The sequence below is a fragment of the Georgenia sunbinii genome (assembly GCF_036421875.1).
Classification (GTDB): Bacteria; Actinomycetota; Actinomycetes; order Actinomycetales; family Actinomycetaceae; genus Georgenia_B; species Georgenia_B sunbinii.
This window is the reverse complement of record NZ_JAZGOL010000011.1, coordinates 1-25,835: the sequence shown is the minus strand read 5'-3', so window position 1 is coordinate 25,835 and position 25,835 is coordinate 1. Positions and strand designations below refer to the sequence as shown.

25 protein-coding genes are annotated in these 25,835 nt (G+C 68.8%); 10 read left to right on the top strand and 15 right to left on the bottom strand.

Annotated features, from left to right (window positions below; all coding sequences use genetic code 11):
- Positions 1 to 43: 43 nt before the first annotated feature.
- The 9 genes from V2J52_RS16505 to V2J52_RS16465 all read right to left on the bottom strand — a co-directional run bounded on the left by V2J52_RS16505 (position 44) and on the right by V2J52_RS16465 (position 11,948).
- Positions 44 to 688, bottom strand: coding sequence for a sugar transferase (locus V2J52_RS16505; protein ID WP_331228836.1), 645 nt, complete (start codon positions 686 to 688; stop codon positions 44 to 46).
- Entirely contained in the window at positions 685 to 1,881 is a 1,197-nt protein-coding gene (locus V2J52_RS16500) for a DegT/DnrJ/EryC1/StrS family aminotransferase (RefSeq protein ID WP_331228835.1), read from the bottom strand. Before V2J52_RS16500 ends, V2J52_RS16505 begins: the two co-directional genes overlap by 4 nt.
- Positions 1,878 to 3,668, bottom strand: a complete 1,791-nt coding sequence (locus V2J52_RS16495) for a polysaccharide biosynthesis protein (protein WP_331228834.1) — start codon at positions 3,666 to 3,668, stop codon at positions 1,878 to 1,880. Before V2J52_RS16495 ends, V2J52_RS16500 begins: the two co-directional genes overlap by 4 nt.
- A gap of 239 nt (positions 3,669 to 3,907) precedes the next feature.
- Positions 3,908 to 5,146 carry a hypothetical protein gene (locus V2J52_RS16490; RefSeq protein ID WP_331228833.1) on the bottom strand — a complete coding sequence of 413 codons (1,239 nt, stop codon included), beginning with the start codon at positions 5,144 to 5,146 and terminating at the stop codon, positions 3,908 to 3,910.
- A 417-nt stretch (positions 5,147 to 5,563) separates the two neighbouring features.
- Positions 5,564 to 5,881 carry a type II toxin-antitoxin system RelE/ParE family toxin gene (locus V2J52_RS16485; protein ID WP_331228832.1) on the bottom strand — a complete coding sequence of 106 codons (318 nt, stop codon included), beginning with the start codon at positions 5,879 to 5,881 and terminating at the stop codon, positions 5,564 to 5,566.
- Positions 5,878 to 6,135: an addiction module protein gene (locus tag V2J52_RS16480; RefSeq protein WP_331228831.1), complete on the bottom strand. Its 258-nt coding sequence runs from the start codon at positions 6,133 to 6,135 to the stop codon at positions 5,878 to 5,880. The genes V2J52_RS16485 and V2J52_RS16480 overlap by 4 nt, the downstream gene beginning before the upstream one ends.
- Before the next feature lie 405 nt (positions 6,136 to 6,540).
- The gene (locus V2J52_RS16475) at positions 6,541 to 7,476 is read right to left on the bottom strand and encodes a tyrosine-type recombinase/integrase (RefSeq protein ID WP_331228830.1); all 936 of its coding nucleotides are present in this window, start codon (positions 7,474 to 7,476) and stop codon (positions 6,541 to 6,543) included.
- A 980-nt stretch (positions 7,477 to 8,456) separates the two neighbouring features.
- Entirely contained in the window at positions 8,457 to 10,658 is a 2,202-nt protein-coding gene (locus V2J52_RS16470; protein WP_331228829.1) for an alkaline phosphatase, read from the bottom strand.
- A 120-nt stretch (positions 10,659 to 10,778) separates the two neighbouring features.
- Positions 10,779 to 11,948 (bottom strand): MalY/PatB family protein, encoded by a 1,170-nt coding sequence (locus tag V2J52_RS16465; RefSeq protein WP_331228828.1) that lies wholly within the window; start codon positions 11,946 to 11,948, stop codon positions 10,779 to 10,781.
- 368 nt (positions 11,949 to 12,316) lie between these two features.
- Between V2J52_RS16465 and V2J52_RS16460 the strand changes: the two genes are divergently transcribed.
- Both V2J52_RS16460 and V2J52_RS16455 read left to right on the top strand, forming a co-directional pair.
- Positions 12,317 to 12,583 (top strand): hypothetical protein, encoded by a 267-nt coding sequence (locus V2J52_RS16460; RefSeq protein WP_331228827.1) that lies wholly within the window; start codon positions 12,317 to 12,319, stop codon positions 12,581 to 12,583.
- Between the two features lie 147 nt (positions 12,584 to 12,730).
- Positions 12,731 to 12,892, top strand: coding sequence for a hypothetical protein (locus V2J52_RS16455; protein WP_331228826.1), 162 nt, complete (start codon positions 12,731 to 12,733; stop codon positions 12,890 to 12,892).
- Positions 12,893 to 13,014: 122 nt separating this feature from the next.
- Here the strand turns inward: V2J52_RS16455 and V2J52_RS16450 are convergent, their stop codons facing one another.
- The gene (locus V2J52_RS16450) at positions 13,015 to 14,907 is read right to left on the bottom strand and encodes a DUF8600 domain-containing protein (RefSeq protein WP_331228825.1); all 1,893 of its coding nucleotides are present in this window, start codon (positions 14,905 to 14,907) and stop codon (positions 13,015 to 13,017) included.
- A gap of 331 nt (positions 14,908 to 15,238) precedes the next feature.
- Between V2J52_RS16450 and V2J52_RS16445 the strand changes: the two genes are divergently transcribed.
- The 7 genes from V2J52_RS16445 (at position 15,239) to V2J52_RS16415 (ending at position 21,790) form a co-directional block, all read left to right on the top strand.
- A complete protein-coding gene (locus V2J52_RS16445) occupies positions 15,239 to 16,150 on the top strand; it encodes a TRAP transporter substrate-binding protein (protein ID WP_331228824.1) in 912 nt (303 codons plus the stop codon).
- A 146-nt stretch (positions 16,151 to 16,296) separates the two neighbouring features.
- Positions 16,297 to 16,836, top strand: coding sequence for a TRAP transporter small permease (locus V2J52_RS16440; protein ID WP_331228823.1), 540 nt, complete (start codon positions 16,297 to 16,299; stop codon positions 16,834 to 16,836).
- The gene (locus V2J52_RS16435; protein WP_331228822.1) at positions 16,833 to 18,122 is read left to right on the top strand and encodes a TRAP transporter large permease; all 1,290 of its coding nucleotides are present in this window, start codon (positions 16,833 to 16,835) and stop codon (positions 18,120 to 18,122) included. Before V2J52_RS16440 ends, V2J52_RS16435 begins: the two co-directional genes overlap by 4 nt.
- A 31-nt stretch (positions 18,123 to 18,153) precedes the next feature.
- Positions 18,154 to 18,900, top strand: a complete 747-nt coding sequence (locus V2J52_RS16430; protein ID WP_331228821.1) for a sugar isomerase domain-containing protein — start codon at positions 18,154 to 18,156, stop codon at positions 18,898 to 18,900.
- Positions 18,901 to 18,916: 16 nt separating this feature from the next.
- Positions 18,917 to 19,657, top strand: coding sequence for a 6-phosphogluconolactonase (locus V2J52_RS16425; RefSeq protein ID WP_331228820.1), 741 nt, complete (start codon positions 18,917 to 18,919; stop codon positions 19,655 to 19,657).
- Positions 19,647 to 20,786 (top strand): N-acetylglucosamine-6-phosphate deacetylase, encoded by a 1,140-nt coding sequence (locus tag V2J52_RS16420; RefSeq protein WP_331228819.1) that lies wholly within the window; start codon positions 19,647 to 19,649, stop codon positions 20,784 to 20,786. Before V2J52_RS16425 ends, V2J52_RS16420 begins: the two co-directional genes overlap by 11 nt.
- An 8-nt stretch (positions 20,787 to 20,794) precedes the next feature.
- Positions 20,795 to 21,790 (top strand): LacI family DNA-binding transcriptional regulator, encoded by a 996-nt coding sequence (locus V2J52_RS16415; protein ID WP_331228818.1) that lies wholly within the window; start codon positions 20,795 to 20,797, stop codon positions 21,788 to 21,790.
- Positions 21,791 to 22,005: 215 nt separating this feature from the next.
- Here the strand turns inward: V2J52_RS16415 and V2J52_RS16410 are convergent, their stop codons facing one another.
- The 5 genes from V2J52_RS16410 to V2J52_RS16390 form a co-directional block, all read right to left on the bottom strand.
- Complete coding sequence (locus V2J52_RS16410) at positions 22,006 to 22,383, bottom strand: type II toxin-antitoxin system VapC family toxin (RefSeq protein ID WP_331228817.1); 378 nt, start codon at positions 22,381 to 22,383, stop codon at positions 22,006 to 22,008.
- On the bottom strand, positions 22,380 to 22,622 hold the full coding sequence (locus tag V2J52_RS16405; protein WP_331228816.1) for a type II toxin-antitoxin system Phd/YefM family antitoxin: 243 nt from the start codon (positions 22,620 to 22,622) through the stop codon (positions 22,380 to 22,382). The genes V2J52_RS16410 and V2J52_RS16405 overlap by 4 nt, the downstream gene beginning before the upstream one ends.
- Before the next feature lie 204 nt (positions 22,623 to 22,826).
- Positions 22,827 to 23,333 (bottom strand): hypothetical protein, encoded by a 507-nt coding sequence (locus V2J52_RS16400; RefSeq protein WP_331228815.1) that lies wholly within the window; start codon positions 23,331 to 23,333, stop codon positions 22,827 to 22,829.
- A 193-nt stretch (positions 23,334 to 23,526) separates the two neighbouring features.
- Positions 23,527 to 24,282, bottom strand: a complete 756-nt coding sequence (locus V2J52_RS16395; protein ID WP_331228814.1) for a ZIP family metal transporter — start codon at positions 24,280 to 24,282, stop codon at positions 23,527 to 23,529.
- A gap of 19 nt (positions 24,283 to 24,301) precedes the next feature.
- Positions 24,302 to 24,478 carry a hypothetical protein gene (locus V2J52_RS16390; protein ID WP_331228813.1) on the bottom strand — a complete coding sequence of 59 codons (177 nt, stop codon included), beginning with the start codon at positions 24,476 to 24,478 and terminating at the stop codon, positions 24,302 to 24,304.
- A 326-nt stretch (positions 24,479 to 24,804) separates the two neighbouring features.
- Between V2J52_RS16390 and V2J52_RS16385 the strand changes: the two genes are divergently transcribed.
- Positions 24,805 to 25,680, top strand: a complete 876-nt coding sequence (locus V2J52_RS16385) for a potassium channel family protein (protein ID WP_331228853.1) — start codon at positions 24,805 to 24,807, stop codon at positions 25,678 to 25,680.
- Positions 25,681 to 25,835 lie beyond the last annotated feature (155 nt).

Below are 25,835 nucleotides of genomic sequence, written 5' to 3'. Positions count from 1 at the left end.
TGCAGGATGGAGGGGGCGTCCTGAGCGCTGGCTTGTCGGAGTGTCACTCTCTCTCCGCTCGCTCGACGTCGAGGTCTCTCATGGTCGCGGTAGGGAGTGTTTCGACGCCTGCCTGGGTAAGCACTGCTTTTATTGTACGCAGAACAATTTTCGCATCGGCTGGGTGGCTCCAGTTTGCGACGTACTCAATATCTAACGCGAGTCGTTCGTCCCATGAGGCAGCGTTGCGGCCGTTGATCTGTGCTAAGCCGGTTATTCCGGGACGTGTGTTGAATCGGATTCGCTCTGCGGCGGTAAAGTAGGGTGTATATCGTGGTAGCAGAGGTCGCGGCCCGACTATACTCATATTGCCAATGAGGACATTGAACAGTTCCGGGAGTTCGTCGAGACTTGTTCGTCGGAGGAATGCGCCGCTACGCGTGATCCGCAACTCGTCCGGCAGCGGTCTGCCTTGTGCGTCTACAATGTCCTTCATGGTTCGGAACTTATACAGCTTGAATGGCTGTCCGTCGAGACCGTGGCGCTCTTGAGTAAATATGGCAGCGCTGTTTTGAGTTATTCGTAGTGTGAAGCAGATGGCGATAAGGACCGGCGCGCCGAGAGTCAGTGCCACGATTGCCAGCGTGACGTCTGTCAGTCGCTTAAGACTGCTCGACGCGGGCCGTACTGTACTCAACGGTGTGGTCATGGGGCGTCCTGACCGGACAAGGTTGATGGATTTGTACTGTTCTTTGCGTGGATCGACTCGAAGTCGTTTAGGACGTTTGAGATGCGTTCGAGTTGCCTGTCGGTCATAATCGAGCCGCTAGGTAAGGACACGCCAGTGCGGTAGATTCGTTCGGCGACGCCGGTGGAGTAGTTCAGACTGTCCCGGTAGATAGGCTGCAAATGCATTGGCTTCCAAAGAGGCCGAGCCTCAATGTTGTGGGCCCCGAAGTGTGCGATCAGATCCTGCGCGGTCCATCCCGCGGTCTCCGGATCGATGATGACCGATGTTAGCCAGAAGTTGTCGCGTGTCGGGCCAGGGCTTTCGGCGCCATCTGGGCGACCAAAAACAGTTGCGCCGGGTATGTCCGCGATGGCCTCGCAGTATCGGAGGCGATGCTGTCGACGGCGGTCGATCATCGCATCGAGACGGTCTAGCTGCGCACGCCCGATTGCTGCGAGGATGTTCGATAGGCGATAGTTGTAGCCGACATCGGTGTGTTCGTAGTGCGCGACCGGCTGCCGCGCTTGTGTAGCGAGATAGCGCGCACGGTCCGCGAAGTCTGAGTTGTCGGTCAGTAGCATTCCTCCTCCCGATGTGGTCATAATTTTGTTGCCATTGAATGAAATCGCCGCAGCATCTCCGAAGCTGCCAGCAGGCGCGCCATTGCGGGTGGCGCCCAAAGACTCAGCGGCGTCAGCTAGCACCGGGATGCCCGCTCGCTGTGCGAGGTGGCCGATTGCGTAGTAGTCGGCCACCTTCCCTAGAAGGTCGACCGGAAGTATCGCTGCGACGTGCTTTCCTTGGGATTCCAGATCGTCGAGTGCATGCTCCAGGAGTGAGACATCGATGTTGCCGGTATCGTCGCAGTCTACGAATACGGGGCGAGCGCCGGTGTAGGTGATGGCGTTCGCGGTGGCGGCGAACGTCATGGTGGCCGTGACGACGTAGTCGCCTGGGCCGACCCCCATGTTCAGCAGTGCGAGGTGGAGCGCCGCTGTACCTGACGCGAGTGCTACAGCGTGCTGCCGGCCTGTGTACTGGGCGATCTCGGCTTCGAAGGCATCTACCTCAGGACCTAGCGGGGCGATCCAACCTGATCGCATCGCTCGGAGAACGGCCTCTTCTTCGGCTGGCCCGGTGTCAGGCGGGGACAGGAGGATGCGGTCGTTCACCGAGCGGCTCCGGCAGGTTGGGGATCGACAGTTTGCTTGGCGAGGTTGTCGTAGTGGTGCTCGATGGCTGCAACATCGGTGGGCGACATCGGCGGTACCGGCACGTGTGTGATGAGAGGATGCTGCTGGCGGGTGCCGACCTCTTCATCGCCGAAGAGGACCTCGTGCATCTTTTCGTTGGGCCGTAGGCCAGTGAAGACGATGTCGATGTCCGCGCCCGAGTGGGTCACGAGTCGCTTGGCGACGTCGAAGATCTTGATTGGCTCACCCATGTCGAGCACGAGGACCTCACTGTCGTTCCCGATGGCGCCAGCCTGGATGACGAGCTCGCTCGCTTCAGGGATCGTCATGAAGTAGCGGGTGATGTCCGGGTGGGTCACGGTGAGCGGCCCACCCTGCGCGATCTGCTCTCGGAACGTGTGGAGCATCGATCCTCGTGAACCGAGGACGTTGCCGAATCTCACCGAAAGGTATGTACCGGAAGCCTGCTGGCCATACCAAGAGGTGAGCTGCTCGGCAAGCCGTTTGGTCTTGCCGAGGACGCTCGTGGGCGCGGCGGCCTTGTCGGTAGAGATGTTGACGAACTTCTCGACCCCATACTCTGCGGCTAGGTCGAGAAGGATCTGCGTGCCGTGCACGTTGGTCTTCCAGCCCTCCCACGGGTACTGCTCGAGCATCGGAAGATGTTTGAGCGCCGCCGCATGGAAGACGACATGTGGGCGGTGGTCCTCGAAGACCTGACGCATCGCGGCCTTGTCCCTGATGCTGCCCAGCACGACGTCTGGCGTGTCCAGTAGGGCTTGGCCGTAGATCGAGAGCTGCACCCCGTGGAGTGCCGACTCGTCGCGGTCGAGAAGGATGAGTTCGGCCGGCCCGAATTTGTGCACCTGACGGGCGAGCTCGGAACCGATGGAACCGCCCGCACCGGTGACGAGCACCCGCTTGTTGGTCAGGTAGCCGGCGATCTCGCCGATGTCGGTGTCAACCTGGCGACGGCCGAGGATGTCAGCAATATCGACCTCCTTGACGTCACTGAGCCTCACCTGGCCACCGAGGATCTGGCTCACCGGCGGCAGGAGGAAGAACTTCATCCCCGCGCCTTCGACCAGATCCGCAACCTCCCGAATCATCGCGCTGTCCGCGCGGGAGATGGTCAGGATGATCGCGCTGACCCCGTTCCGCTGGGCCTGCTCGACAAGATTCGCTCGCCCGCCGAGGACGCGGGCGCCGAGGAGGGTGAGATGGCGCTTGGCAGGGTCGTCGTCAATGAGGCCCACGGCACGGTAAGGCGAGGCGGTGTCCATCTGCATCAGCCGCAGCAGCTGGTAGCCGGCGTCACCGGCGCCGTAGATGAGCACCTTCTCTGCGTCCGCGTGATGGGGCCGTCGAGAGGTGCGCCAGGCCCGGAAGCACCAGCGTCCGGCGGCCATCAGCAGGAGCGCTAGCGCAGGCGCGAGGAAGGCCACGCCACGCGGGAACTGCTCGAACGGCACGAACACGAGGAAGCCGACAATGAGGATCAGTCCGCTGAACGTCGTGGTGAGCAGCAGCCCGAGCGCCTCCTCGAACGTGCCCACGCGGTACTTGCCGCGGTAGAGCTTCAGTAGGGTGCCCACGACCAGTTGAGTCAGGCACGCGATGACCGAGTAGGCGATGAGAGATGCCCACTGCGGTTCGTTGAGATAGAACTCGTAGCGAGTCGCCACGATGACAAAGACTGCTAGCAGCCATGCCAGCCAGTCCCACAACACGATGATCGTTCGTCGAGCCACGCCCCCGCCGGCCACGACACCACTCCTCTAGAATTACGGGCACGCCCGGCCCTGTCGGACGCCTGCCCCCCGGCCCGCGCCTAGCGGCGCGTGCGTCCGTTGTCGAGAGTAGTCGACGGGCGGCGATGTTGCCGAGTTGGTGGGGCTGCTCACAGGCAATGTCCAGGTTTGTCTGGCACTCGCGCGTGGGTCTGGACGTCCGACGGGGCGCGGTGTGGGCCGCCCCGTGTGGCAATGTCGTGAAGCGGTGAGGCTTACGGCTGGGGCCGGGCCGGCGGGTCGTCTGCGACGGCTCGCGAGAGCAGGTCGCGCATAACGGTGAAGCCGTGCTCGTAGAGGAGCGCGAACCAGAGCACGGCTGCGGCATGGTTCGATGCCAGCGCGAGGTCCGGGTGGCTGTCGAGGAGCAACCGCCGAACACCCGGGTGGGCGATGTCGAACGGCAACGACAAGTACCGTTCCACCTCCCACGAGTGCTGCGCGGCCGGCGCAGCCGTCTGGATCTCGTCCCAGGTGAGGTCGACGTAGGCGATGTTCGCGAAGCACGGCTGCCAGCGCTGCTGGTCCAGGTAGAAGCCGGTGCGGACGAGTTTGGTGATCCGGCCGACCTCTTCGGACGAGTCGCCGATCCCTACCTCCTCGAGCACCCCTCGGCGCGCAGTGACGAGCGGATCGAACCGTCCGTGGCGATCGACGTCGTCGGGGGTGGCGCCCTCGGCGACGACGTGGACAAGGCTGCGGCCGTCCCTACTCTCGTGTCGCCCGGCGATCATGGTGCTGCCGCGTACCCCAAGGACCAGCCGCCGGTCGGAAGAGACGACGAGAGTCCCGGAGCCCACCTTGGCCGGGACGGGCAAGGCGGCGACCTCCGGCAGGTTCTGGATATCCGGACCGAACCGATGGCGCAGGGTCATACCGCCCTCGCCGTGGGGAAGGTCGAGCTCGGCGCCCGTCGCGGCGAACGGGAAGTAGGTCATGGGTGCCGGAGTCAGGCGGTACAGCGGGCGTCGGCGACCGGCGGCGTCGCGGTGTAGCTCGACCCGCGCGATGACGAGGTCGACGCAGTCGTCGTCGGTGAACGGCGCATGCGTCCGCGCAGCTCGATCGATCAGCTCGGGGATGCGGGCAATGACGACCTGCTGCACGTCGTCATCGAGAGGGCGCGGTGCCGCCCAGTCCGTGAACTCGACGTCGACCTTGTCGGTCCACTCGCTGTGGTCGTTGCCCGACGCGATAACGACGATGCCGGGAATCTCCATCCATCCAGCACGGATGGCCCGTCGTTGCCACGTCTCGCCCGCGAACCGAGTGAGGATCTCGATCTCCCGGGCGCGCCGCCACTGCTCGAGCAACGCCAGCGCGGCCAGACCAGCGGCCGGCACGAGAGTGATCACGGCACCGAGCAGAGCGATGGAGAACTCCCGCGAGAACGTGTCTGGCACAGTGCGTTCGTAGGTCCAGAACGCGGTGAGCGCCGCGCCGATGATGAGCATCCATCTCGGCGATGAACGCCCCGATCGACTCGGGGAACATCGTCCACTTCGTGCTGCCGGTCGCCCTCAGCTGCTCGATGGTGATGGCGTCGAAGTTGGTTGCTGCCAGGTGCGCTGCTCCTCGGGTGCCGGTGCTGCCGCCCGGGGGAGCGGCATCGTCGGGTATTCCAGCCCCTGTCGAGCTTGGCGCGGTCGGCGGGGTGTCCCTATGCCGGGCCCAGTGGGCACCGGTGGCCGGTGGCAGTGCTGTGGACCTCCGGCACTCCTTCGGCGACGGTGCGCTGTCCGCCTCTCCTGCGACTGAAGGACCCGGCTGCCAACGCGGGACGCCAGCGTGAGATCGCCGAGCGCGGGCTTCTCCTGTCGAAACTAACGACACCACCACCAGCGACTGACCGCTGGCAGCGACGGCAGGAGTCAGCTGTGGAGTCGGTGCTGCCAGTATTCCGGCTTGCGTCGTTGATGCGCGTAGGCGAGGACCACGACGCTCGTATCGGTGACGTAATACAGCACGCGGTACGGAAACACGCGCACTCGCAGGCTTCGTACCGGCGGAGCACCTTCCCAGCCCGGGATGACCGGCGCTGATAGCGGCCAGTCGAGCAGGTATCGCAGGGTTTCGTCGATGGCGTCGAAGAAGTCGTCGCCCAGCCCGGGCTCCTCGGCGTCGTACCAGTTCGCGGCCTCGCGGAGTTCGTCGCGGGCCTCGGGATGCTCGCGTTTGCTCAGCGTCACCTGCGCTGTGCCGCCAACTCGGCGCGCAACTGGGCGTGCGACTCGTCGACGTCGAGCAGCTCGACCTTGCCGCTCTCGATGTCGTCGAGGCGTCGCCGCAGCTCGGTGCGCCAGGCGGCATCAACCTCGTTCTGATCTACGTCGGTCGTGTCTGCGGGGTCGAGGCTGCGCAGGCCGCGATGAATCACTGCTGCACGATCATGGTGGTCGAGAGCAAGCAGCGCCCGTTCGACGTCGGCAACATTCTGCGACATGCCCCAACTGTACGCCGAGGCACCGACACGGCGCAGGGGGCGGTGGCAGCCCGCACCGAGGAGAAGCAGCGGCGCGCCCGCCTCGTCGACGGCGCGCTGGAGCCCAGCAGCGACGACAGTCGCGGCGACCAGCCAACTCAGGCGCGGGCCGGCGCTGCCGAGCCGCTGCTGGGCATGGGCGATCCAGGCGCCCGAGGACGCGCGCGGAAGCGGGCGCCTTCTCCTTCGACGTCAGCTCGTCGAAGGACTGGGCGAGGCTGGGGCGGCGAGGAGCGCAGGTCGGGCTCGGGCGGGGCACGAGCCGGCGCCGCCGACATCGAGCCGAGCAGGCGCGACGAGAACCGCCCGGCCGCCGTCGGCACCGGTACCGGCGGTAGCCGAGCCGAGCGTCCCACCGGCGAGCCCTCACGGGCGCTGGTCAGGGTCGGTGGCGCCGGCGACGTAGGCCACAAGGGCGTGGGCGGCGTGGTGGTCGAAGCTGCCTCGCTGGCGGTCGTAGCGCTCGGTCAGCCGCGGGTCGGCGTGCCGGGCGGCGGCCTGCACGTCGCGCAGCGGCACCCCGGCGTCCAGCGCGAGGGTGACCATGGTGTGGCGCAGCATGTGCGGGTGGAGCCGATCGCCGAGGCCGGCGTGCGCGCCCAGCGCCCTGATCCACCGGTGGGCGGTGCGCCGGTCGAGCTGGCTCCCGTCGTCACGGACGAACAACGGGCCGGTGTCCCTGTCCTCGGCGGCGGCATCGATCGCGCTGGCCACCGGGGCCGGGAGCGGCATCGTCGCCGGCCTCGCACCCTTGCCGACGAACGAGACGGTGCGGTGCTCCCCGGCCTGGCCTCTGGTGCTTTCCACCTGCACCGAGCAGGCCTCGCTGACCCGCAGCCCCAGCAGCCCCAGTAGCGAGACCAGTGCCCAGCGGCGGGCGTCGGTGGCGCGGGCGACCTCCAGCAACGTAGCCAGCTCGACGCGGGTCAGTCCCCGCAGCCGTGACTCGTCGCGGTGGGCGGTGGGGATGCGCAGGTGATCGGCCGGCGAGCTCGCCAGGTAGCCGTCGATCACCGCAAACCGGTAGAAGGTCCGGATCGCGGCGAGCCGGTTGGCGACCGTGGTGGCCTGGTTGCCCCGGACCTCCGTCAGGTAGTGCCGGAACATCTCCAGGTGGACCCGCTCGAGCGCCAGCGGGTCCAGCCCGTGCTCCTCGCACCAGGCGAACAGCACCTTGAGGTGGGTCCGGTACAGCGACAGCGTCGGACCGGCGTAGCGGGCGAGGAAGCCGATCGCGGCCGCCTGGGCCGCGGTGGGCAGCGGTGCCGGTCGCTGCGCGACGACGTCGGTCATGAGCCTCATCTCCGAGGTGGTGGTCAGTGCTACGCCCCATCCCAGCACCGGCCCGTGTGCCGCGGGCGTCACGGCACGGCGCCGGTGGACAGGAGGTAGGGCGGCGGGTGATGTGGGGCACTGCGCAGCCGGTGACTCCCGTGGCACCGGCACGCTGAGCAACTCCAACTGTGCTCACCAGGGCGGACGGTGGCACGGGCGGCCGCGAGCGGTCGATGAACCGGCCACGACCAGCCAGATGGTGTGCTCCAGACTCGGACAGCTGAGGGAAGTTGCTCACCCGGCTGCAGGTGCTCAGGCCGGCGCTGGCCGCGCCGAGCGCGCTGAGTAGGTATCTCGACCGTTCCGCGCAGGAGTTGTGTGACAGCTCGACGAGGGGCAGTCCCCGCAACCGTGCCTCGTCGCGGTGGGCGGTGGGGATGCGCAGATGGTCGGCCGGGGAGCTCGCCAGGTAGCCGTCGATCACCGCGAACCGGTAGAAGGTGCGGATCGTGGTCAGTCGGGTGGCCACCGTCGTGGCCCGGTTGCCCGGCCCTCCGACAGGTAGCGCCGGAACCATCTCCAGGTGGACCCGCTGGAGGGCCACCGGGTCCACGTCGTGCTCCTCGCACCAGGTGAACAGCACCTGGAGGTGGGTGCGGTACAGCGCCAGCGTCGCGCCGTCGTAGCGTGCCAGGAAGCCGATCGCGGCGGCCTGGGCCGCCGTGGGCAGTGGTGCCGGTCGCGGCGCGACGACGTCGCTCATCAATCTCACCTCCGCGGTGGCGATCGGGCCTGCCGCCCATCCCACCACCGACCACCGTTCACCGTCGGCCTCGGCGGGGCACCGGTGGACAGCGCCCGGGCTGTGGACGACACGCGCCACAATGCGGCCTCCGCCAGGTAGCGGCCGCGTTGCTGGGTACATCGACCACGGGCCCGGGTGCGAGTGGCAACCCGCAACCCGGGCCCGTGGTGCGGCAGCGTCGTGCCGTGGGGTGGAGTGGGACTCAGGACGCGTTCTGCGGGGTGCGGCGCACCCCGAGCGTGTCGCGCCCGTCCCCGTCCCAGTCACCGACCAGCACCTCGTCGGCCGCCCGGCCGTAGCTGACCATGAAGTCCGCGGGCCCGCCGGCGAGCGAGTTCTTCACGTGGTACTGGTTGCCGCGACGGATCGCGAAGGTGTCGGTCCCGTCCGCGTCCCAGTCGCCGGCGAGCGTGACGTCGTCCTCGCGGCCGTAAGCGAACACCTGGTCGGCGTCCCCGCCGGCGATCCGGTTCTTCACGTGGTAGGTCGCGCCACGGCGGACCGCCAGGGTGTCGGTGCCGTTGCCGTCCCAGTCGCCGGCGATCACCTCGTCACCGGCGCGGCCGTAGACGATCGTGTGATCGGCGTCGCCGCCGTGCAGCGAGTTCTTCACGTGGTACTCGTTGCCGCGGCGCACCGCGAGGGTGTCGGTGCCGTCGCCGTCCCAGTCGCCGACCAGCACCACGTCGTCCGGGCGGCCGTACCGGAAGACGCGGTCCGCCTCCCCGCCGCGCGGGGTGTCGTTGACGAAGAACTCATCTCCGCGCCGCACGGTGATCGAGCTGGTCCCGTCGCCGTCCCAGTCGCCGATGAGCACCTCGTCGGTGTGCCGGCCGTACTGGAAGACGTGCTCGGGCACGCCGTCCCACCCGTCGTTGAGGAAGAAGCCGTACCGCTGAGCCGGCTCCGGCTCCGGCTCCGGCTGCTCGGGCGGGGCGGTGAGGTGGTCCTGGAGCGTCCGGCCGATGTCGGCCAGGTGGAGGTAGGCACCGCGGACGGGGTCCTCGCCGGTGGCTGCGGCCGCCAGCGCAGGTGCGGCCGGACCTCGTGCGTAGAGCGGGACGAGCTGGAGCGTGTGGTAGTGCGGGTTCTCCTCCCCGGGCTCGCCGTCGGTGTAGTCGGCGAACTCCGCCGTCGGGAGCTCGCCGGCCGTGCCGGTGATCGGCGCGAAGGCGCCGCTGTCGACCGTGCCGGCCCCCCAGAGGTTGCCGGTCTCGTGGTCAGCGGTGACGACGACGGTGGTCTCCTCCCAGCTCGACTCGCTCTCGACCCAGTCGACCACCGCCTCGACCGTCTCGTTGAAGTCGACCATCGCCTCGATGGCCCGACCGAGCTCGCCTGCATGACCGGAGTGGTCGACCGTCGCGACCTCGGCCATGAGGAAGAAGCCCTCGTCCGAGGCGTTGTGGAGCGTGTTGAGGGCACCCGCCGTCATCTCCGGCAGCCGTGCGACGTTCTCTGCACGGGGCGCGGCGAACGGGACCTCGCGGTCCCCGGGCCGGTCGTGGAACAGCGTGCCGTCGGTCTGGGCGATGCCGAGGACCCGCTCGGGCGTCTCGCCCTCGGCGAGTGCCTGGAAGTCGCTGCGCTCGTCGATGAGGGTCCAGTCCGCCAGGCCGGCCGCGGCGGCGTCGCCGGCGCGCAGCGCGGTCCAGTCCTGCGGGTCGATGTAGCGGCTCCAGAACGAGCCCTTGGGGGTGCCGTCGTTGTTGAACTCCGGGTGGCCGGTACCCATGAGGACGTCGAGGTCCTCGTGCCCGAGGAGCTGGTCGACGATGCCCTGGGTGTCGCGATCGGTGGTCCGCACCGCGAAGCCGGCGTTGGTGTCGGTCCACAGCTGTGCGGAGCTGGCCACGCCGGTGGCCAGGCCCGCGCTGCTGGCGACGTCGACCATGTTGACGAGCGGCTGCTCGTCGGCGTCGATGCCGAGGTGGCGGCTACGGGTCTGGACCCCGGTCGACAGGGCCGTGGAGGCGGCCGCCGAGTCGGTGACGGTGATGCGTCCGTCGGGGTGGTCCCGGGTGACGTTCGCCGGCCCTGCCCACGGGTCGACAGCGGCGTAGGAAGGGCTGCGGACCTCGCCGGTCTCGACGCCGAGCTGGACCGGGAAGTCCTGGTAGACCTGGCTGTTCTCGCTGTCCGAGCCGTGGCCGGACAGGTGGACGTTGCCGTCGGCGTCCTGGTAGGCGGCGACTCCGTGCTGCCACAGGCTGGCGACGTCGACGTGGTTGTAGCCCATGCCGTCGGCGATGAGGAGGATGACGTTGGTGCGGGCGTCGTCTGCGGTGGCGGCGGCGACCGTGGGCGCGACGGCTCCGCCGGTGACGACGGCGGCGCCGGTGACGACGGCGGCGCCGAGGGTCGCGGCCAGGAGGCGGCGCGGTCCGGTGGGTCGAAGGGGCATGACTGCCTCTCTGGAGGGGACAGGGCCCTTCGACTCAACCTGAGCGTCATGACGTGCCGGAGAACCGCGGATGAACCCGGCGTGGCCGGGAGGTGCGCGTCAGTGCGGTGGTGAGGGCAGTCAGTCCTTTACGGCCAGCACCGCGTCTCGCATCTGCTCCAGCGCCTGGCGGAGGATGGGCCGCGGTATGGCGAAGATGAGCCGGACGAAGCCTTCACCGGCGCCGCCACAGCTGGAGCCGTCGGTGAGCGCGACGCCGGCCTTGGTGCGGAAGAACGTCGCGGCGCTGCCGGGGACGTCCAGCTCGCGGCAGTCGAGCCAGGCGATGTAGGTGCCCTCGACCGGGCTGAGGGTGACTCCGGGGATCTGCTCGACCATCTCGGTGAGCAGGTCGCGGTTGCCGCGCAGGTAGGTGACGACGTCGTCGAGCCACTCTTGGCCGTGGTCGTAGGCGGCGACGGCGGCGCGGCCGCCGAGCAGGCCGACGGTGTCGCCGGCGTCGGTGGCGTACGGGGCGAAGGCGGCGACGTCGTCGGGGTTGGACAGGATCATCTGGCCGCACTTGAGGCCCGGGACGTTCCAGCCCTTCGACGCGGCGACCGCGGTGATGGTGTGCCCGGCGGTGCGCTCGTCGAGCGACGCGTAGGGGATGTGGGGGAGGTCGTCGAGGACGAGCGGGGCGTGGATCTCGTCGGCGAAGACCCGTCCGCCGTGGCGCTCGACCACCTCGGCCACCTCGAGCAGCTCGTCACGGGACAGCACGCGACCGACCGGGTTCCACGGGTTGCACAGCACGAGCAGCCCGGCGCCGGCGGCGAACGCGGCGTCGATGCCGGCCAGGTCGAGGTGGTAGCGGCCGTCGTCGTCCAGGAGGGAGGGGACCTCGATGACTTCGCGGTCCATCGCCGGGGTGACGGTGAGGAAGGGCATGTAGGCCGGGGTGGGGATGATGACGGGGGAGCCCGGTGGGGTGAAGCGCTGGATCGCGATCCGCATCGAGGACAGCACGTCCGGCAGCAGGAAGACGTGCTCCTGCGGCACCTGCCAGCCGAAGCCGCGGTCCAGCCACTGGGCGGTGGCACGCTTGGCGGCGGTCCGGTCCGCTGCGGGCAGGTAGCCCATGGCGCCGGAGTCGGCGGCCTGCTGGACGACATCAGCGACCTGCGGCGGGACCCCGAAGTCCATCTCGGCGATGAACGCCCCGATCGCGTCGGGGAACATCGTCCACTTCGTGCTGCCGGCCGCCCTCAGCTGCTCGATCGTGATGGCGTCGAAGTCGGTTGCTGCCACGTCTGCTGCTCCTCGGGTGCGGTGCTGCCGCCCGGGGGAGCGGCCTCGTCGACGCCCACGGTACTGAGCCGGCGAGCCGTGCGCTGCGGCGTCCGGCGGCGCCGACCATCCGCCAGCCTGCTGCCCGCTGCTACAGTCACCGACTAGCTCCACCTCGAGGTCACGATCAATGGAGAAGTGTGACACCTTCGTATTCTTCTGCGGGTCCCGGGCGGGGGCTCGCAGCGGCGGCTACAGCGGCCGGTCTCATCATTGCCATCGGCGGCGTCGCCCCTGCGCACGCAGACGTCACGGAGGGCACCACCTCCGAGCAGTATCAGCGGATCGTCGTCACGGTTCCGGAGCGGGCGACCCCGGGCGGACCAGAGGTGCCACCGACCGACGAAGGCGTCAGCAGCGGCACGCTCCCGGGGCCGGCAGCGCCGGACGGTGAGCCGGGCCCGACCGAGAGCGGCTCGGCGCCCGGACAGCCGGGCACTGATGGCGTCGACGGTCCGGCACAGTCGGAGCCCGGCACCCTTCCCAGCACCGGCGCCGACCTGGCCGGGATGCTTGGTGGCGTCGCGGCTCTGCTCGCGGCCGGCGTTGTCGCCCTGCTGTGGCGCCAGCGCATGGTCGTTAGTCGGCACGACTGACTGTCGCCCTGCCGACTAACCACCACTCTCCTTCGAAAGTAGGAGCAGACTCTCGGCCCTCCGCAGGGTGCGCGCGACACCTGTGCTGTTGTCGACTTGTGTCGGCGGCATCGGGCGGTGCCGGCTCAGCTGGCGAAGGACGATCACATGGGTACCGGAACACAGATCGCGGCACGGTCAACACTGCTGACCACCGACGAGGGCTCGACGATCAAGGAGCTCGCGGCCGGCGCAGGCCTGAGCCACGGGGCGAGCTGGCCCGGCACCGACGGCTACGCCGATGGCCGCTCCCAGGAGGAGTTCCTCTAAAGCGCCCCATCTCGTCGCCGACAGCTGGATTGTCAACGCGCCACCTGCGCCGGCCCCTCGTTCCCCTGTCGTCGAGAGCAGGATTGTCAACGCGTCGGTTGCGTTGGCGGGCCAGGTGGCCGTCAGCTCTCAACGGCCCCGAGCCTCGTGACGGTCTGGACACCGGGGACGAAGCTTCCGTCAGGCCGAAGGTGCCCCACGTGCCACTCCCGGCCGGTTCCGGCGGCCGGTATAAGACGGACCGTCGATGCCTCGGCTGTCACGTCGAGCGTGGCAGTTGCCTGCACGACCGACTCCGCTCCGGAATACACCTGAACCGTCAGGTCGATGCCACCGGGGGTCGGGAGCAGCGTGAGCTCCTCCGGTCCGCCGTCACGCGTGTCGCGCTCGAGGCGTCCCCAGGACTCCCTCAGGTTGATGAACGAGATGCGCTCGTCGGTGGCGAGCCGGCGGGCGTGCAGGTCGAGGTCGTGCACCGCCGGGTCCCACCGCAGCGAGAACCGGATGCCGTCGGTGTCGGCCACGACGCCCGGGACAGCGGTTCCTGACAACGGTCGCGCGGCGTCGGACGGCTGGGACGGCGGTGGCGGTGGCGGTGGCGGGGGAAGGACCCCGGTGACGGCGGCGCGAAACGACTCGCAACGAGACCCGACAGTAGGTCGTACGTGGGCAAAGGCCGCGACCCGGTCCACGTCCTCCTCCCGAGTCAGGGTGGTGACCCGGGGGCTGAGCGGCCCGTGCGCAACGAGCAGAACGGTGGCCGAAGGCAGCGAGTGCGCGTAGTCGCGCAGCGCCAGGCCGGGGTTTCGCAGCGCCGACCGCAGGTACTGCTTCACCTCGACGGCGAGGACGGCACCTGCCGGGGCGCCGGCGGCCGGATCGAGGAAGACGTAGTCCGGCTGGATGGCGTTCGTCCGGCCCTCACCGGCGAGGTCATCGGCTGCCGAGCGCAGCTCGCTCCACAGCTCCACCCGGCGCGGGCCGCCGTCGTCTCCGGCGACATCGAGCGTGGCGATCCTGGTGGCCGAGAACGGGAACCGGATCGCGCCGTCGACGACGTCGATCTCCAGCCGGCCTGGCAGCGCTGCGTCGAGCTGCGTGAGGACCCAGGCTGCGTACAGCTCGTGCCGGCGTCCCCACGACGGCAGCGACAGCACGTCGGCGAGAGCGGCAGCCATCTCGTCGGCCGGCGACTCCACCCAGAACCTGTCCAGCCACCTCGCCGTGGCTTGCAGCTTCCCTGGTGCCGGTGGGCTGCCCTGCCGGCTGACCTCGGCCAGCCCGTGCACCGCCTTCATCTGGGACGCCGGCCAGTGGTCGGTCGCTGCCTGAGCGAGATCGACCTGGATCTGGGGTGCGTCGTCACGGGGCGTGGGTACCGAGAAGGGATCGTCGGCGACGGACCTGAGGACGTCTCGGCAGGTGACGGCCAGGTGCCACCAGTCGTCGATGACCGCATCGACCTCCGGCAGGCCGGTCGTGCCCGGGTGAGCCACGGCGTCGTCGTCGGCCCAGACGACGTCGTTGTCGAGAGAGGTGACCGCGCGGGAGAGCTCAGTCTCTACCCGCTCCAGCCGGCGCAGCGGACTCTCGAAGGCGCGCGACCGCGGGAACACCAGCCACGGCAGCCGCCGAGCCGCCTCCTCGACGGTCTCGACCTGGGTACGGAACGCGGCCAGCGAGTCGTCGACGACGTTCCCGTCCTCGAACTCGTACTGGATACGAAGGTTGCCGCCGGTGGCCTGGGTGGCCCCGACACGGGCGTACAGGTCCAGCAGGTCCCGCATCATCCCGGCGAAAGAGCTGATGAGCGGCACGACCGCCCGGATGAGGTCACGCGCGCTCGCGGCCGACTCCTCGAGCGCGGCACCGACGTCGGGCACGGTCAGGCTGGTGCCCGGGGCGACGAGCGGATTGACGGCGTCGAGCAGGTCGGTGTCGTAGTCGCCGGGACGGATGACGCCCTCGTCGACCCAGCGGCGCCACAGCTCCGCGGCGCGCGATACATCTGCCATCGTCGTCCTCGGTCGGCGTTGCCGGTCGTTGTCAGTATGCCTGGGCGGATTCCTGCCGCGCCGAGCCGGAGCCCGAGGTCCGTCGACAGATGTCAGGCCGTCGGCTGAGTCCGTGCACTCGAAGTCTTGACGTGCAAGCGCTTGCATGTCAGTGTGCCGAGCACCCAACAAGGAGGTAGGGACAATGCGACGACTGAAGGTTCTGACGGTAGCGACCGCGGGCGCCCTCGCCCTGACCGGCTGTGGCTTCCTGACCGGTTCGGACGGCGGCGGGGGCGGCAGCTCTGACGCGGACGGAGCACAGTGCGAACCGCGATCGATCCGAGTCGCGATGATCCGTACCGCCAACGACCCGGGCACGATTGCGGCCCAGGAGCTGGCGGAGCGCGTCGCCGAACGTACCGATGGCGACCTGGATATCCAGATCTTCCCGGACAGTCAGCTCGGCGACATGAACGATGCTTACGCGGGGGTCGCGAGCGGGGAGATCGACGTCTACTACGAGACCATCTCCACGTACTCCGCGCTGGCCGGCGCCGAGGCGTTCACCGCCCTGACCGTGCCGTTCCTGTGGGACAGCTATGAGCAGTTCAAGGCGGTACTGGACACCGAGGAGTTCGCCGAGCTCTTCGACGAGGCCGCCGAGGCAACCGGTGTGCGGGTTGTCGAGGCGTCGGGGGACAACGAGCCCCGGGCCCTGACCGCGAGCCGCCCCGTGGAGACGCCGGCGGACATGGAGGGCCTGAAGATCAGGATCGCCGATGCTCCGATCCCGCAGGCATTTGCCGTCGCGCTCGGCGCTCAGCCTCAGGTCATCGCCCTGTCCGACCTCTACTTCTCGCTGCGCCAGGGAGTCGTGGACGCTCAGGAGACCGGCTCGATCGCCGTCGTCAACAACAGCATCTTCGAGGTCCAGGACTACTACATGCCCACGGACTACATCCGGGACGTGCGCGCGTGGTACTTCAACGACGACCTCTGGCAGGGCCTGTGCGACGACCACCGCACGATCCTCGAGGAGGAGATGGAGCAGGCCGGCGAGGACGTCACGGAGGCGACCCGAGCCGAGATCGACTCCGCGATGGAGGTCATCGAGGAGAACATGACCGTCGTCGACGTGGACATGGATGCCTTCCGTGAGGCCCTCGACGGCGAGTTCGACCAGTTCGACGGCGACATGTGGCCCGAGGGCACCCTCGAGATGGTGCAGGAGCTGGCTGGCCAGCACGCGGATGCCAGCTGACAAGCACCGCGCATGACGAGCGGGCCTCGATGCCGGGGGCCCGGGGCCCGCTCGCCGGCCGATAGTCCTGCCCATCGCAGCCTCGGGTCGAGGACCCGATAGCTGCTGCAAGCGCTTGCGCAAACGTCCGACCGTTAGGAGACGAAGTGGACTCCGAAGTGCCTGGCCCCACCGGCCCAGGGCGCACGAGGCGTGAAACCCTCGTCAGACGCATCTCGCACGGGCTTGCCGCCCTCGCCGGCGCCCTGCTGCTCGTGCTCTTCCTGGTGAACGTCCTTCAGATCGGCGCTCGGCCGCTCATGGGCGGATGGATCTGGGTCAATGACCTCAGCCGACTATTGATCACCTGGGTGATCATGCTCGGCGCCTCAGCGGCGGTCGGGCTGCGCGAACACCTCATCGTCGACTTCGTGGTGGAGCGCGCACCAGAGAAGTTTCGCGCCGTGTCCGCCTACCTCACACGCGCTGCCGAGATCGGGATCGGTTTCGTCCTCCTGGTCTCCGGCGTCGTCGTCGGGATGGAACGCATGAACATCCAGTACATCCAGCTCGGGATTCCCACCGGATATGCCTACCTGGCTGTCCCGGCCCTCGGATTCTTCATGGTGCTGTTCGGTCTGCTCATGAACATCCGTCCACCCGAGTCCGCACCGATCGTGGCTGCCGAAGGAGGTGACGCACGATGATGGAAATCGCTGTGCTCTTCGTCGTGATGTTCCTGCTGATGGCGCTGGGTTCGCCCATCTTCCTCGCGATGCTCATCGCGGTGCTCGTCACGCTGGTCCTCGGAGATTTCGGCTCGGCCACCGCACTGCCCACCCAGATGGCTGCCGGCGTCGACTCCTACGAGCTGCTCGCCATCCCGTTCTTCATCCTCATGGGCTCGCTCATGTCCAAGGCCGGCTTGACGGAGCGGATCGTGGCATTCCTCATGTACTTCATCGGGGGAATCAAGGGCGGCCTGGCGCACACGGTCATCGGGGCGAGCGCCTTTGCCTCCTCGGTCAGTGGTTCCGCACCGGCCGCCGCGTCGATGATCGGCTCGGCGATGCTGCCGATGATGCGGCGCTCGGGATATCGCCAGGAGTTCTCCGCGGCGGTGGTCGCGTCCTCGGCAGTACTCGGCCCCGTGATCCCGCCGAGCGTGCCGATGGTGTTCGTCGCCCTCGTCACCTCGTTGTCGGTCGGGCAGCTGTTCATCGCGGGCCTCGGGCCAGGCATCCTGCTCATCGTCGGCCTGATCGCCGTCGTGGTCCTCCGCAGCCGCGGGACCGAGCGGATCCCGGACACCGAGGCGGTCAACCCGTACCGGAAGGATGGCCTGCTCGCCGTCACCCTTCGGGCGCTGCCCGCGCTGCTCACCCCGTTGCTCATCCTCGTCGGCGTGATCGGCGGATTCGCGACCGTCACCGAGATCTCCATCCTCGCCTCGGCGTACGTGCTGCTGCTCGGCCTCATCTACCGGACGCTGAACCTACGGTCGACCTTCGACGTATTCACGCACACCGCGCTGTTCTCCGCGACCATCATGATGATCTTCGCTGCCGTCGGGGGGTTCACCTACATCGTGGCGCTGACCCGCCTCGGGACGCGCATCGACGCCTTCGTGAAGGACGCCGGCCTGGGAGTGTTCACGTTCCTGCTGCTCACCATGCTGTTCTTCCTGGTGCTCGGCATGATCATGGACGCCATCCCGGCGATCCTCATCTTCGTACCGGTGCTGCTACCCACCGCGATCGCGCTGGGGATCGACCCGATCCACTACTCGGCGATGATCGTCGTCAACCTCATGGTCGGGCTGATCACCCCTCCGGTGGGCGCCCTGCTCTTCGTCACGACGAAGCTCGCCAGGGTCTCCTTCGTGCCGCTGGTCAAGGAGGCGGCGCCCTTCATCACCGTCTACATGGTGGTGGTCATCCTCACGACCTTCATTCCGGCTCTCACCATCGGGCTACCGGGCCTGCTCTTCTGATCGCGACACCGCGACAACGAAAGGAACGACAATGCTCAACACGTACTACGACTACGTCACGTCCATGCTGGGACAGGTCATCGAGGTCAACAGCGAGGTATTGCCACGGGTCATCGACGAGACCGCACGGCGCGTCCAGGAAGACAAGCTCATCTACGTGTACGGCCCCGGTGGCCACGCCAACATCGCCAGCCAGGAGGCGTTCTTCCGGGCCGGCGGCTTGATGAACATCGCCGCCATCCTCGACGAGGGCACCATGCTCTCCAGCGGTGCGCTGCGATCGATGTCCATGGAGCGCACACCCGGCTACGGCCGGATCGTCATCGACAACTCCGGACTGGGCGAGGGAGACCTCATCCTCGTCGTCAACTCGTACGGGATGAACTCCGCGGTGATCGACTCGACGATGCGCGCCAGGGAGCTGGGGGCCACCGTCGTCGGCGTCAGCTCCCGTCAGCACGCCGAGACCATCGCAGCCGACCACCCCGCCCGTCACCCCTCCAAGCAGAACCTGCACGATCTGGCCGACCTGTTCCTCGACTCTCTCGTGCCGGTGGGCGATGCGGTCATCACCTTCGACGGCGACGTGCCGAACGCTGGGGCGGTGTCCACTTTCGCCAACGCCTTCCTCATGAACGCCATCCAGATGCTCACGATCGAGCGCGTCCTGGCCGAGGGCGGTCGCCCGGCCGTGTGGACCAGCGGGAACGCACCGGGCGGCGATGCGGCGAATGCCAAGCTCGTCGACCGGTTCAAGGGCCGTATCCGTTACCTCTGAGCACTAGGTGGACACCATGCTTGACCTCATTCGCAACCGCACTCATGCCGAGCTCGGCACGGCCGGAGCCAGGATCGCCGCAGAGGCGATCTCCCGGGCACACGAGCAGGGCCGCGAGGCCACGGTCCTTCTCGCGGCGGCCCCCAGCCAGCTGCCGGTGCTCCAGGCACTCACCGGCGCCGACATCCACGCCCGACCGGTGCGCTACTTCCACATGGACGAGTACGTGGGCCTGGAGCCCGGTGCGCCCCAAGCGTTCGGGAGGTGGCTCGAGGACAACTACTTCGCGCGCCTGCCCGAGGGGAACCGGGCGACCTTCGAGCGGATTCCCGCATCAGGGGCGCCGCAGGAGACCGCGTCGGCCTACGCGGCGGCGCTGCCGGCCGGCGACTTCGACCTCGTGCTGTGCGGCATCGGCATCAACGGCCACCTCGCGTTCAACGACCCGGGTGCGGACCTGGAGGACCCGGAGCCGGTGCGGTACATCGAGCTCGCCGAGGCGTCGCGAGCACAGCAGGTCGACGAGGGCCTGTTCCCGGCGCTGTCGGCTGTGCCCCGGTACGCCATCACCCTCACCGTCCCGCGGATCCTGGCCTCGCGTACTGTCGTGTGCTCGGTCCTCGGGGCCGCCAAGGCGGAGGCGATGAAGGCGATGTTGGAGAACGCAGTGACCGACCAGGTGCCGGCGACCGCGCTGAAGAACCACTCCGACGTCACCGTGGTGGCTGACCTGGAGGCGCTGAGCCGTGTCGAGTGACGTGTACGAGGGCCGTGACGTCCTCACCGGTCGGGGCGTGCGAGTCACCGTGCATTCCGGCGTCGTCGAGCAGCTCGAGCTGATCGCCACGGCCGCCGAGCTGCCGTGGCTCAGTCACGGCTTGGTGGACCTCCAGGTCAATGGGTTCGGCGGGATCGACGTCAACGCCGCCGACCTCACCGTCGACGACGTCTCCCGGATGACGAGGGCGCTGGCCGACCACGGCACCGGTACCTGGGTGCCCACGGTCATCACGCAGAGCCACGAGCACATCGCCGAGATCCTGCGGACGCTGGCTGCCGCGGTGGCGCAGGACCCCGCGGTGGCGGCGGCCGTCCGCTGCGCCCACATCGAGGGGCCGTTCATCTCCCCGCTCGACGGCCCGCGCGGTGCGCACGAGCGCGACCACGTCCGCGACATCTCCGTGGACGAGGTTCGGCGCTGGCAGGAGATCTTCCCGATCGGCTACCTCACCGTCTCACCGCACGGGGACGACGCCGCCGCGCAGATCTCAGCCCTGCGCCGCCTGGGGGTGCATGTCGCAGTCGGGCACACCCACGCCACCGCAGAGCAGGTCGCCGCGGCCTCCGTCGCGGGCGCCACCCTGTCCACCCACCTCGGCAACGGCGTGAAGTCTGAGATCCCGCGCCACCCGAACCTGCTGTGGGAACAGATCGCCGACCGCACCATGGACGCGGGACTCATCGCCGACGGCCACCACCTCCCGGCGGCCGTGCTGGAGAGCGTCGTGCGCGCCAAGGCCGTGGACCACTGCTTCCTCGTCTCTGACTCGGTCGCCCTCGCCGGGTCCCCAGCAGGTCGCTACACCACCGCGGTCGGGGGAGAGGTGGTCCTTTCGGCGGACAGGCGCCTCTCGCTCGCCGACGACGAGCGGCTGCTTGCCGGCTCCGCGGTGTCGCTCGCGGACTGCGTGCGTTTCGCTGCCTCGCGCACGCAGCTGGCGGTGCCCGACGTCTTCGCCATGGCCACGCGTGTGCCCGGGCGCCTCCTCGGAGAGCTCGCCGGCGCCGCTAGCGTAGGAACGATCACCCCCGGCGCACCTGCGAACCTCGTCCTGTGGGACTCGGAGCTTACGCCGATGGCGTCCGTCACCCCAGGTCGGAGCTGAGTCGGCAGATGAGCAGAGCTGGAGGCCCGCGCGCGCCGCGCCCAGCGCCGGTGACGATCGCCGACGTCGCCAAGGCCGCGGGGGTGTCCTCGTCGACGGCGTCGCGGGCGTTCAACCACCCGCACCTGTTGCGTGAGGACACCGTCGCTCGAGTGAAGGCGGCAGCCGACCGGCTCGGCTTCCGGCACAACCGGTTCGCCAAGGCACTGAGCACCGGCCGACCATCGGCATTGGGACTGATCGTCCCCGACCTCTCTAACCCCTTCTTCCCCCCACTCGTCCACGCTGCCCAGCTCACTGCCGAGGAGAAGGGGTACTCGCTCTACATCCTCAGCAGCGAGCACAGTGCCGCGCGTGAGCGACAGCTCGCGGCCGTGGTGAGCCGGGACGTCGCCGGACTCATCCTGGCGTCCCCGCGGATGTCGAAGGCACACGTGAACGACGTGGCGGAGCAGGTGCCCACGGTGTTGATCAATGCCCAGGTCGCCGGCTTGTCGACGGTGCTCGTCTCCGCAGCGCAGGCTATTGCCGACGCCGTTGCTGACGGCGTACGTCACGGGATCTCGGGAGTGGCGTACGTCGGCAGCGAGGAACGGTGGTGGCCCAACACCGAACGGGAGGCCAGCGTGCGGGCCGAGGCGGCCCGCCACTCGCTGAGCTACCGGCGCCTTCGCCTGGCTGAGCCCACCTACCAGGACGCTCGCAGCCTGGTGGGCGCGATGGACCACCAGCCCGGCGAACTCATCATCGCGTTCGACGACATCGTCGCCCACGCGGTTCTCGACGGGATGAGTGCGCGCGGCTACCACGCGCCGCAGGACTTTCGGGTGCTCGGGTGTGACGACGCCCTCCCGATCAGCACCCAGCCCGCACTCTCCACGGTCCATCTCGACACCCGCACCGCTGCCCGTACGGCTGTGGACCTGTTGCTGTCGGAGGACTCGACCGGTCGAGCCCAGCGCGTGGTCATCAGCGGGACGTACCTACCGGGCGAGACGACGTAGGAAACTGCCATCGTGAGCCGCTGCCGGTGCGGTGCCGTCTCCCTCGGCCTCCGCCGCCACCGCGACCCCGCCCGTCGCCGACAGCAGGATCGTCGACGCGCTAGGCGCACGCCGTCATCTGGGCCGGACTCGCGACGCGCGCGGCCCGGTCGAGCCGTGGCGGAGTGATCGTCCGACTGCCGGTGGAGGTGGACCGTTGGGAGCCGGACCGACCGCTACCCGGCGGCGATCGTCGTGATCGGGTAGTCGGCGAATCGTCGGTCGGCAGTGACGACCGCTAGGTCGTCCGTGGCGGCCTGGGCGATGATCAGCCGGTCGAACGGGTCGCGATGGTGGATCGGCAGCTGCCCGACGGCGAGACCGTGTGCCGGTGACAGTCCGAGGATCCGGACGCCCAGAGTGCGGACAGCCTTCTCGAGGTCGGGTGGCACGTCGAGCTTGCCGAGGGACATCTTGACGCCCATCTCCGCGAACGACACCGTGCTGACGAGCACGTCGTCTGCCGCAAGGATGGCTTCCCGCGTCGCCCGGGTTAGCGGACGTTCCTTCGACAGCTGCCACAGCAGAACGTGGGTGTCGATGAGGAGCCTCACGGGCTCAGCATCTCGTCGATCTCGGAGTCTGTGAGCTCGAAGTCCGCGCCGATCCGGACCTGACCAGCGAGAATCCCCTTGCCCGCGAGGAAGCGAGCCCCGGGTCGCTCCTGCCGCACGGGTACCAGGCGAACGATGGGAACTCCATCTCGGGCGACCACGACCTCCTCACCCGCCTCTGCCATCGCGAGCAGCTTGGACAGCTCATTCTTGGCTTGACCGACGTTCACCACTGGCATGGGTGAATTCTACTTGGCCAAGCTTGGCCATGGACGACCATGGCGTGTTGACGATCGCGCTGTCGGTGAGGGGGTGTTGGCGGTGCTCCGGGGTCTGGTTGGTGCAGCCTGCGCCTTCGTGCGCAGTGCGGGGCACCGGGCCTCTACCGCGCCGGGCGAATGCTCGGCCTGGACCCACGTGACAACGTGAGAGGCGGGCGTGCTCTACGACTCGAACGTGTGCGTCCAAAGTTCCGAGCCGTCGGCGTTGTAGTAGCTGTAGGTCGCCTTCTGGGACGGCGTGACGCCGGTGGCTGCCATGTCGGGGAAGAGCTTCGTGTCGCACAGCGTCTGCAGGGTCGGCAGCATGCTGTCGAGCTGGGCCGCCGCCTCCGCCGGGTCCACCTGCCGCGCGTAGACGTAGCTGAACTCGACGGTGTCCGGGTACGCCGCGGTGACCGTGACCTTGGAGTAGACGTCGGCCATCGTGTCGAATGTCGCCTCCACCTGAGCCTGCTCCAGCGCGACGTACCGGTCCAGCGCGTCGCGCTGCTCCGGAGCTGCCTCGGCGGTTGCGCTGCTCGTGTCGGTGGCCTCGGGTGTCGCTTCCTGGGTTGTCGGTTCGGCAGTCGTCGTCGGCTCCGACTCACTTGTTCCGCACCCGGTGAGGACGAGGGCGAGCAGGAGCGCGGTCAGGGACGAAGCCCCCGCGCGAACGGGCCTGGTGAACACTGGACACAGCCTTCCTGCTGCTCTGGTGGAACGGGAGCCGGGACGCGACCCTGGCTCGAGCAGCGTAACTTGCCCGCCGTGAGCGGGTGACACATGTCGACGTGCGTTGGGGTCTCGTGTGATCGTCCCGACCTGCGCCCGGTGAAGCGACGGCGCAGCTCGCGTCGCTGCGGCCGCCGTCGGGGACGCCGCCTCAGCCGCCTGCCCGGCTGATCGCGAAGGCGGTGACGAACCCGATCGCCGCGATGAGCCCGGTCAGCGCCCGGGTGCGCTCGAACGCCTCGGGGATCATCGTGTCGGCGAGCATGGTGAGGATGGCGCCGGCCGCCACCGCCGTGATGACGGCGACGACCTGCGGTGAGGCAGAGCCGAGGAAGAGGTAGCCCAGGGCGGCGGCGAGCGCACTGGCGAGGGCGATACCGATCCACACCCCGAACACGTATCGCGCACTGCGGCCCGCCTTCTTCATGCCGGCCGCGCTCGACAGGCCCTCGGGCAGGTTGGAGATGAAGACGGCGGCCACGACGGCGGTGCTCACGCCGCCGCCGCCGAGCAGGCTGGCGCCGAGGACGACGGACTCGGGCACGCCGTCGAGCAGTGCCCCCACGGCGATGGCCGCACCGCTGCCGTTGTTCTCCTCGGGGCCGGGCTGCTGCTCCTGGGACCGCTTGCGGTGCCGGGCGCCGTGGCGGGCCAGCAGCGTGTTGGCGAGCATGTAGACCACCGCACCGGCGAGGAAGCCGAGAATCGCCGGTCCGACGCCGCCGGTGTCGGCGGCCTCCTGGACGAGCTCGAAGGCGAGCGCGGAGATGAGCACGCCCGAGCCGAAGGCCATGACGCCAGCGATGATGTCTGCCGGGACGCGGACGAACCAGGCGATGGCGGCGCCGATGACGAGCGCGGCGCCGCCCAGCGCACCCCACAGGCCGGCCTCGAGGACTCCGGTCACGACTGTCACGGTCGTCTGGTCATGACAGGATCCCGTAGGACGCGGCGCCCGCCATGGCGGCGAGCACCACCGGGCTGGTGCCGGTGGCCTCGATGATGATGTCCGGCGCCAGCTGGGCCATGACGTCGTCGGCCGCCGTCGAGTGGTAGGAGGCGCCCAGCTCGGTGACCAGGCGGGACTTGGCGCCGTTCGTCACCCAGTCCAGGACATGCACGTCGAGGCCGCGGCAGGCAGAGCCAGTCGATGGACCCGTCGCGTCCCACCAGGGCCATCGTGTGCAGGTCCCCGATGACGCCGTAGTCCTCGATGCGCTGCCCCACGGGTCCTCCTGGCTGGTTCGAGCTCATGTCCGAGGCGCTTCGACCGTGCCCCGCGTGCTCGCACCCTCCTTGCCTACATGCTGCCGGGGCGGGCCGCGACCGCAGCGGACCGCCGGCGGGGCGCCCGCCGTGCGCGGCGCGGCGCACTGGTGTGCACTGTCGCCACGACCCGGGACCGGACGAGGGGAGCGGCGTGAGCCCGATGATGTGGATCGCGACCCTGCTCGGTGGCGTGCTCGTCCTGGTCGCGTGGCGCGACGTCTTCACCACGCTGTGGCACCCCAGCGGCCGGGGACCGGTCGGCACGGCGCTCATGCGAGTGGTGTGGCGGCTGTCCGGGCGCCTCGGTACCGGCGGTCGACGGCTCAGTGGCCCGGTCGCCATGGTGCTCGTCATCGTCACGTGGGCGGCGCTGCTCGTTGTCGGGTGCGCGCTGGTCTACTGGCCGCACCTGCCCGAGCGGTTCTCCTACGGCCCGGGACTGCTTCCGGGGGAACGCAACGGGTTCATCGACGCGCTCTACGTCTCGCTCGTCGCCCTGACGACCCTGGGCCTGGGCGACATCGTTCCGACCGGCGCATGGCTGCGCCTGCTCGTCCCGCTCGAGGCGCTGCTCGGCTTCGCGCTGCTGACGGCGGCGGTGTCATGGGTGCTCCAGGTCTACCCCGCACTGACCCGGCGGCGCGTGCTGTCGCTCCGGCTCGACGCCCTACGCCGCGCCCGGACGACGGACGCGCTGCCCGGCCTGCAGGCCTCCACCACGGTCGCACTCCTCGCGGGTGTGGCCGACGCCGTCGGGAAGGTCCACGTCGACCTGCTCCAGTACAGCGAGACCTACTACTTCCGCGACGCCGACGCGCGGACGACGCTCGCCGTGACGGTTCCCTACGCTGTCGAGCTCGCCCGTACGGCCCGAGCGAGCGAGAACGCGGACGTGCGGCACGCGGCGGCGGTGCTGTCGGAAGTGATCGACGACCTCGCCACCGTCCTTGGCGAGCAGTTCCTTCACGCCGACGCCGACACCGCAGGCATCCTCGCTGCCTACCGCCGCGACCAGAGCGTTCGCTCGCCGGAGTAGCTCCGGCCGACGGCGCACGCTGCGCTGGGGTCAGACGCCTCCCGCGGCGTCTCGGTGAGGTCTACCGTGTCGCACATGCGGGTGGGAGTACGGGAGCTTCGTAACGAGACGGCACGCGTGCTCGATGCCGTGCGCGCCGGGGAGCGAGTGACGCT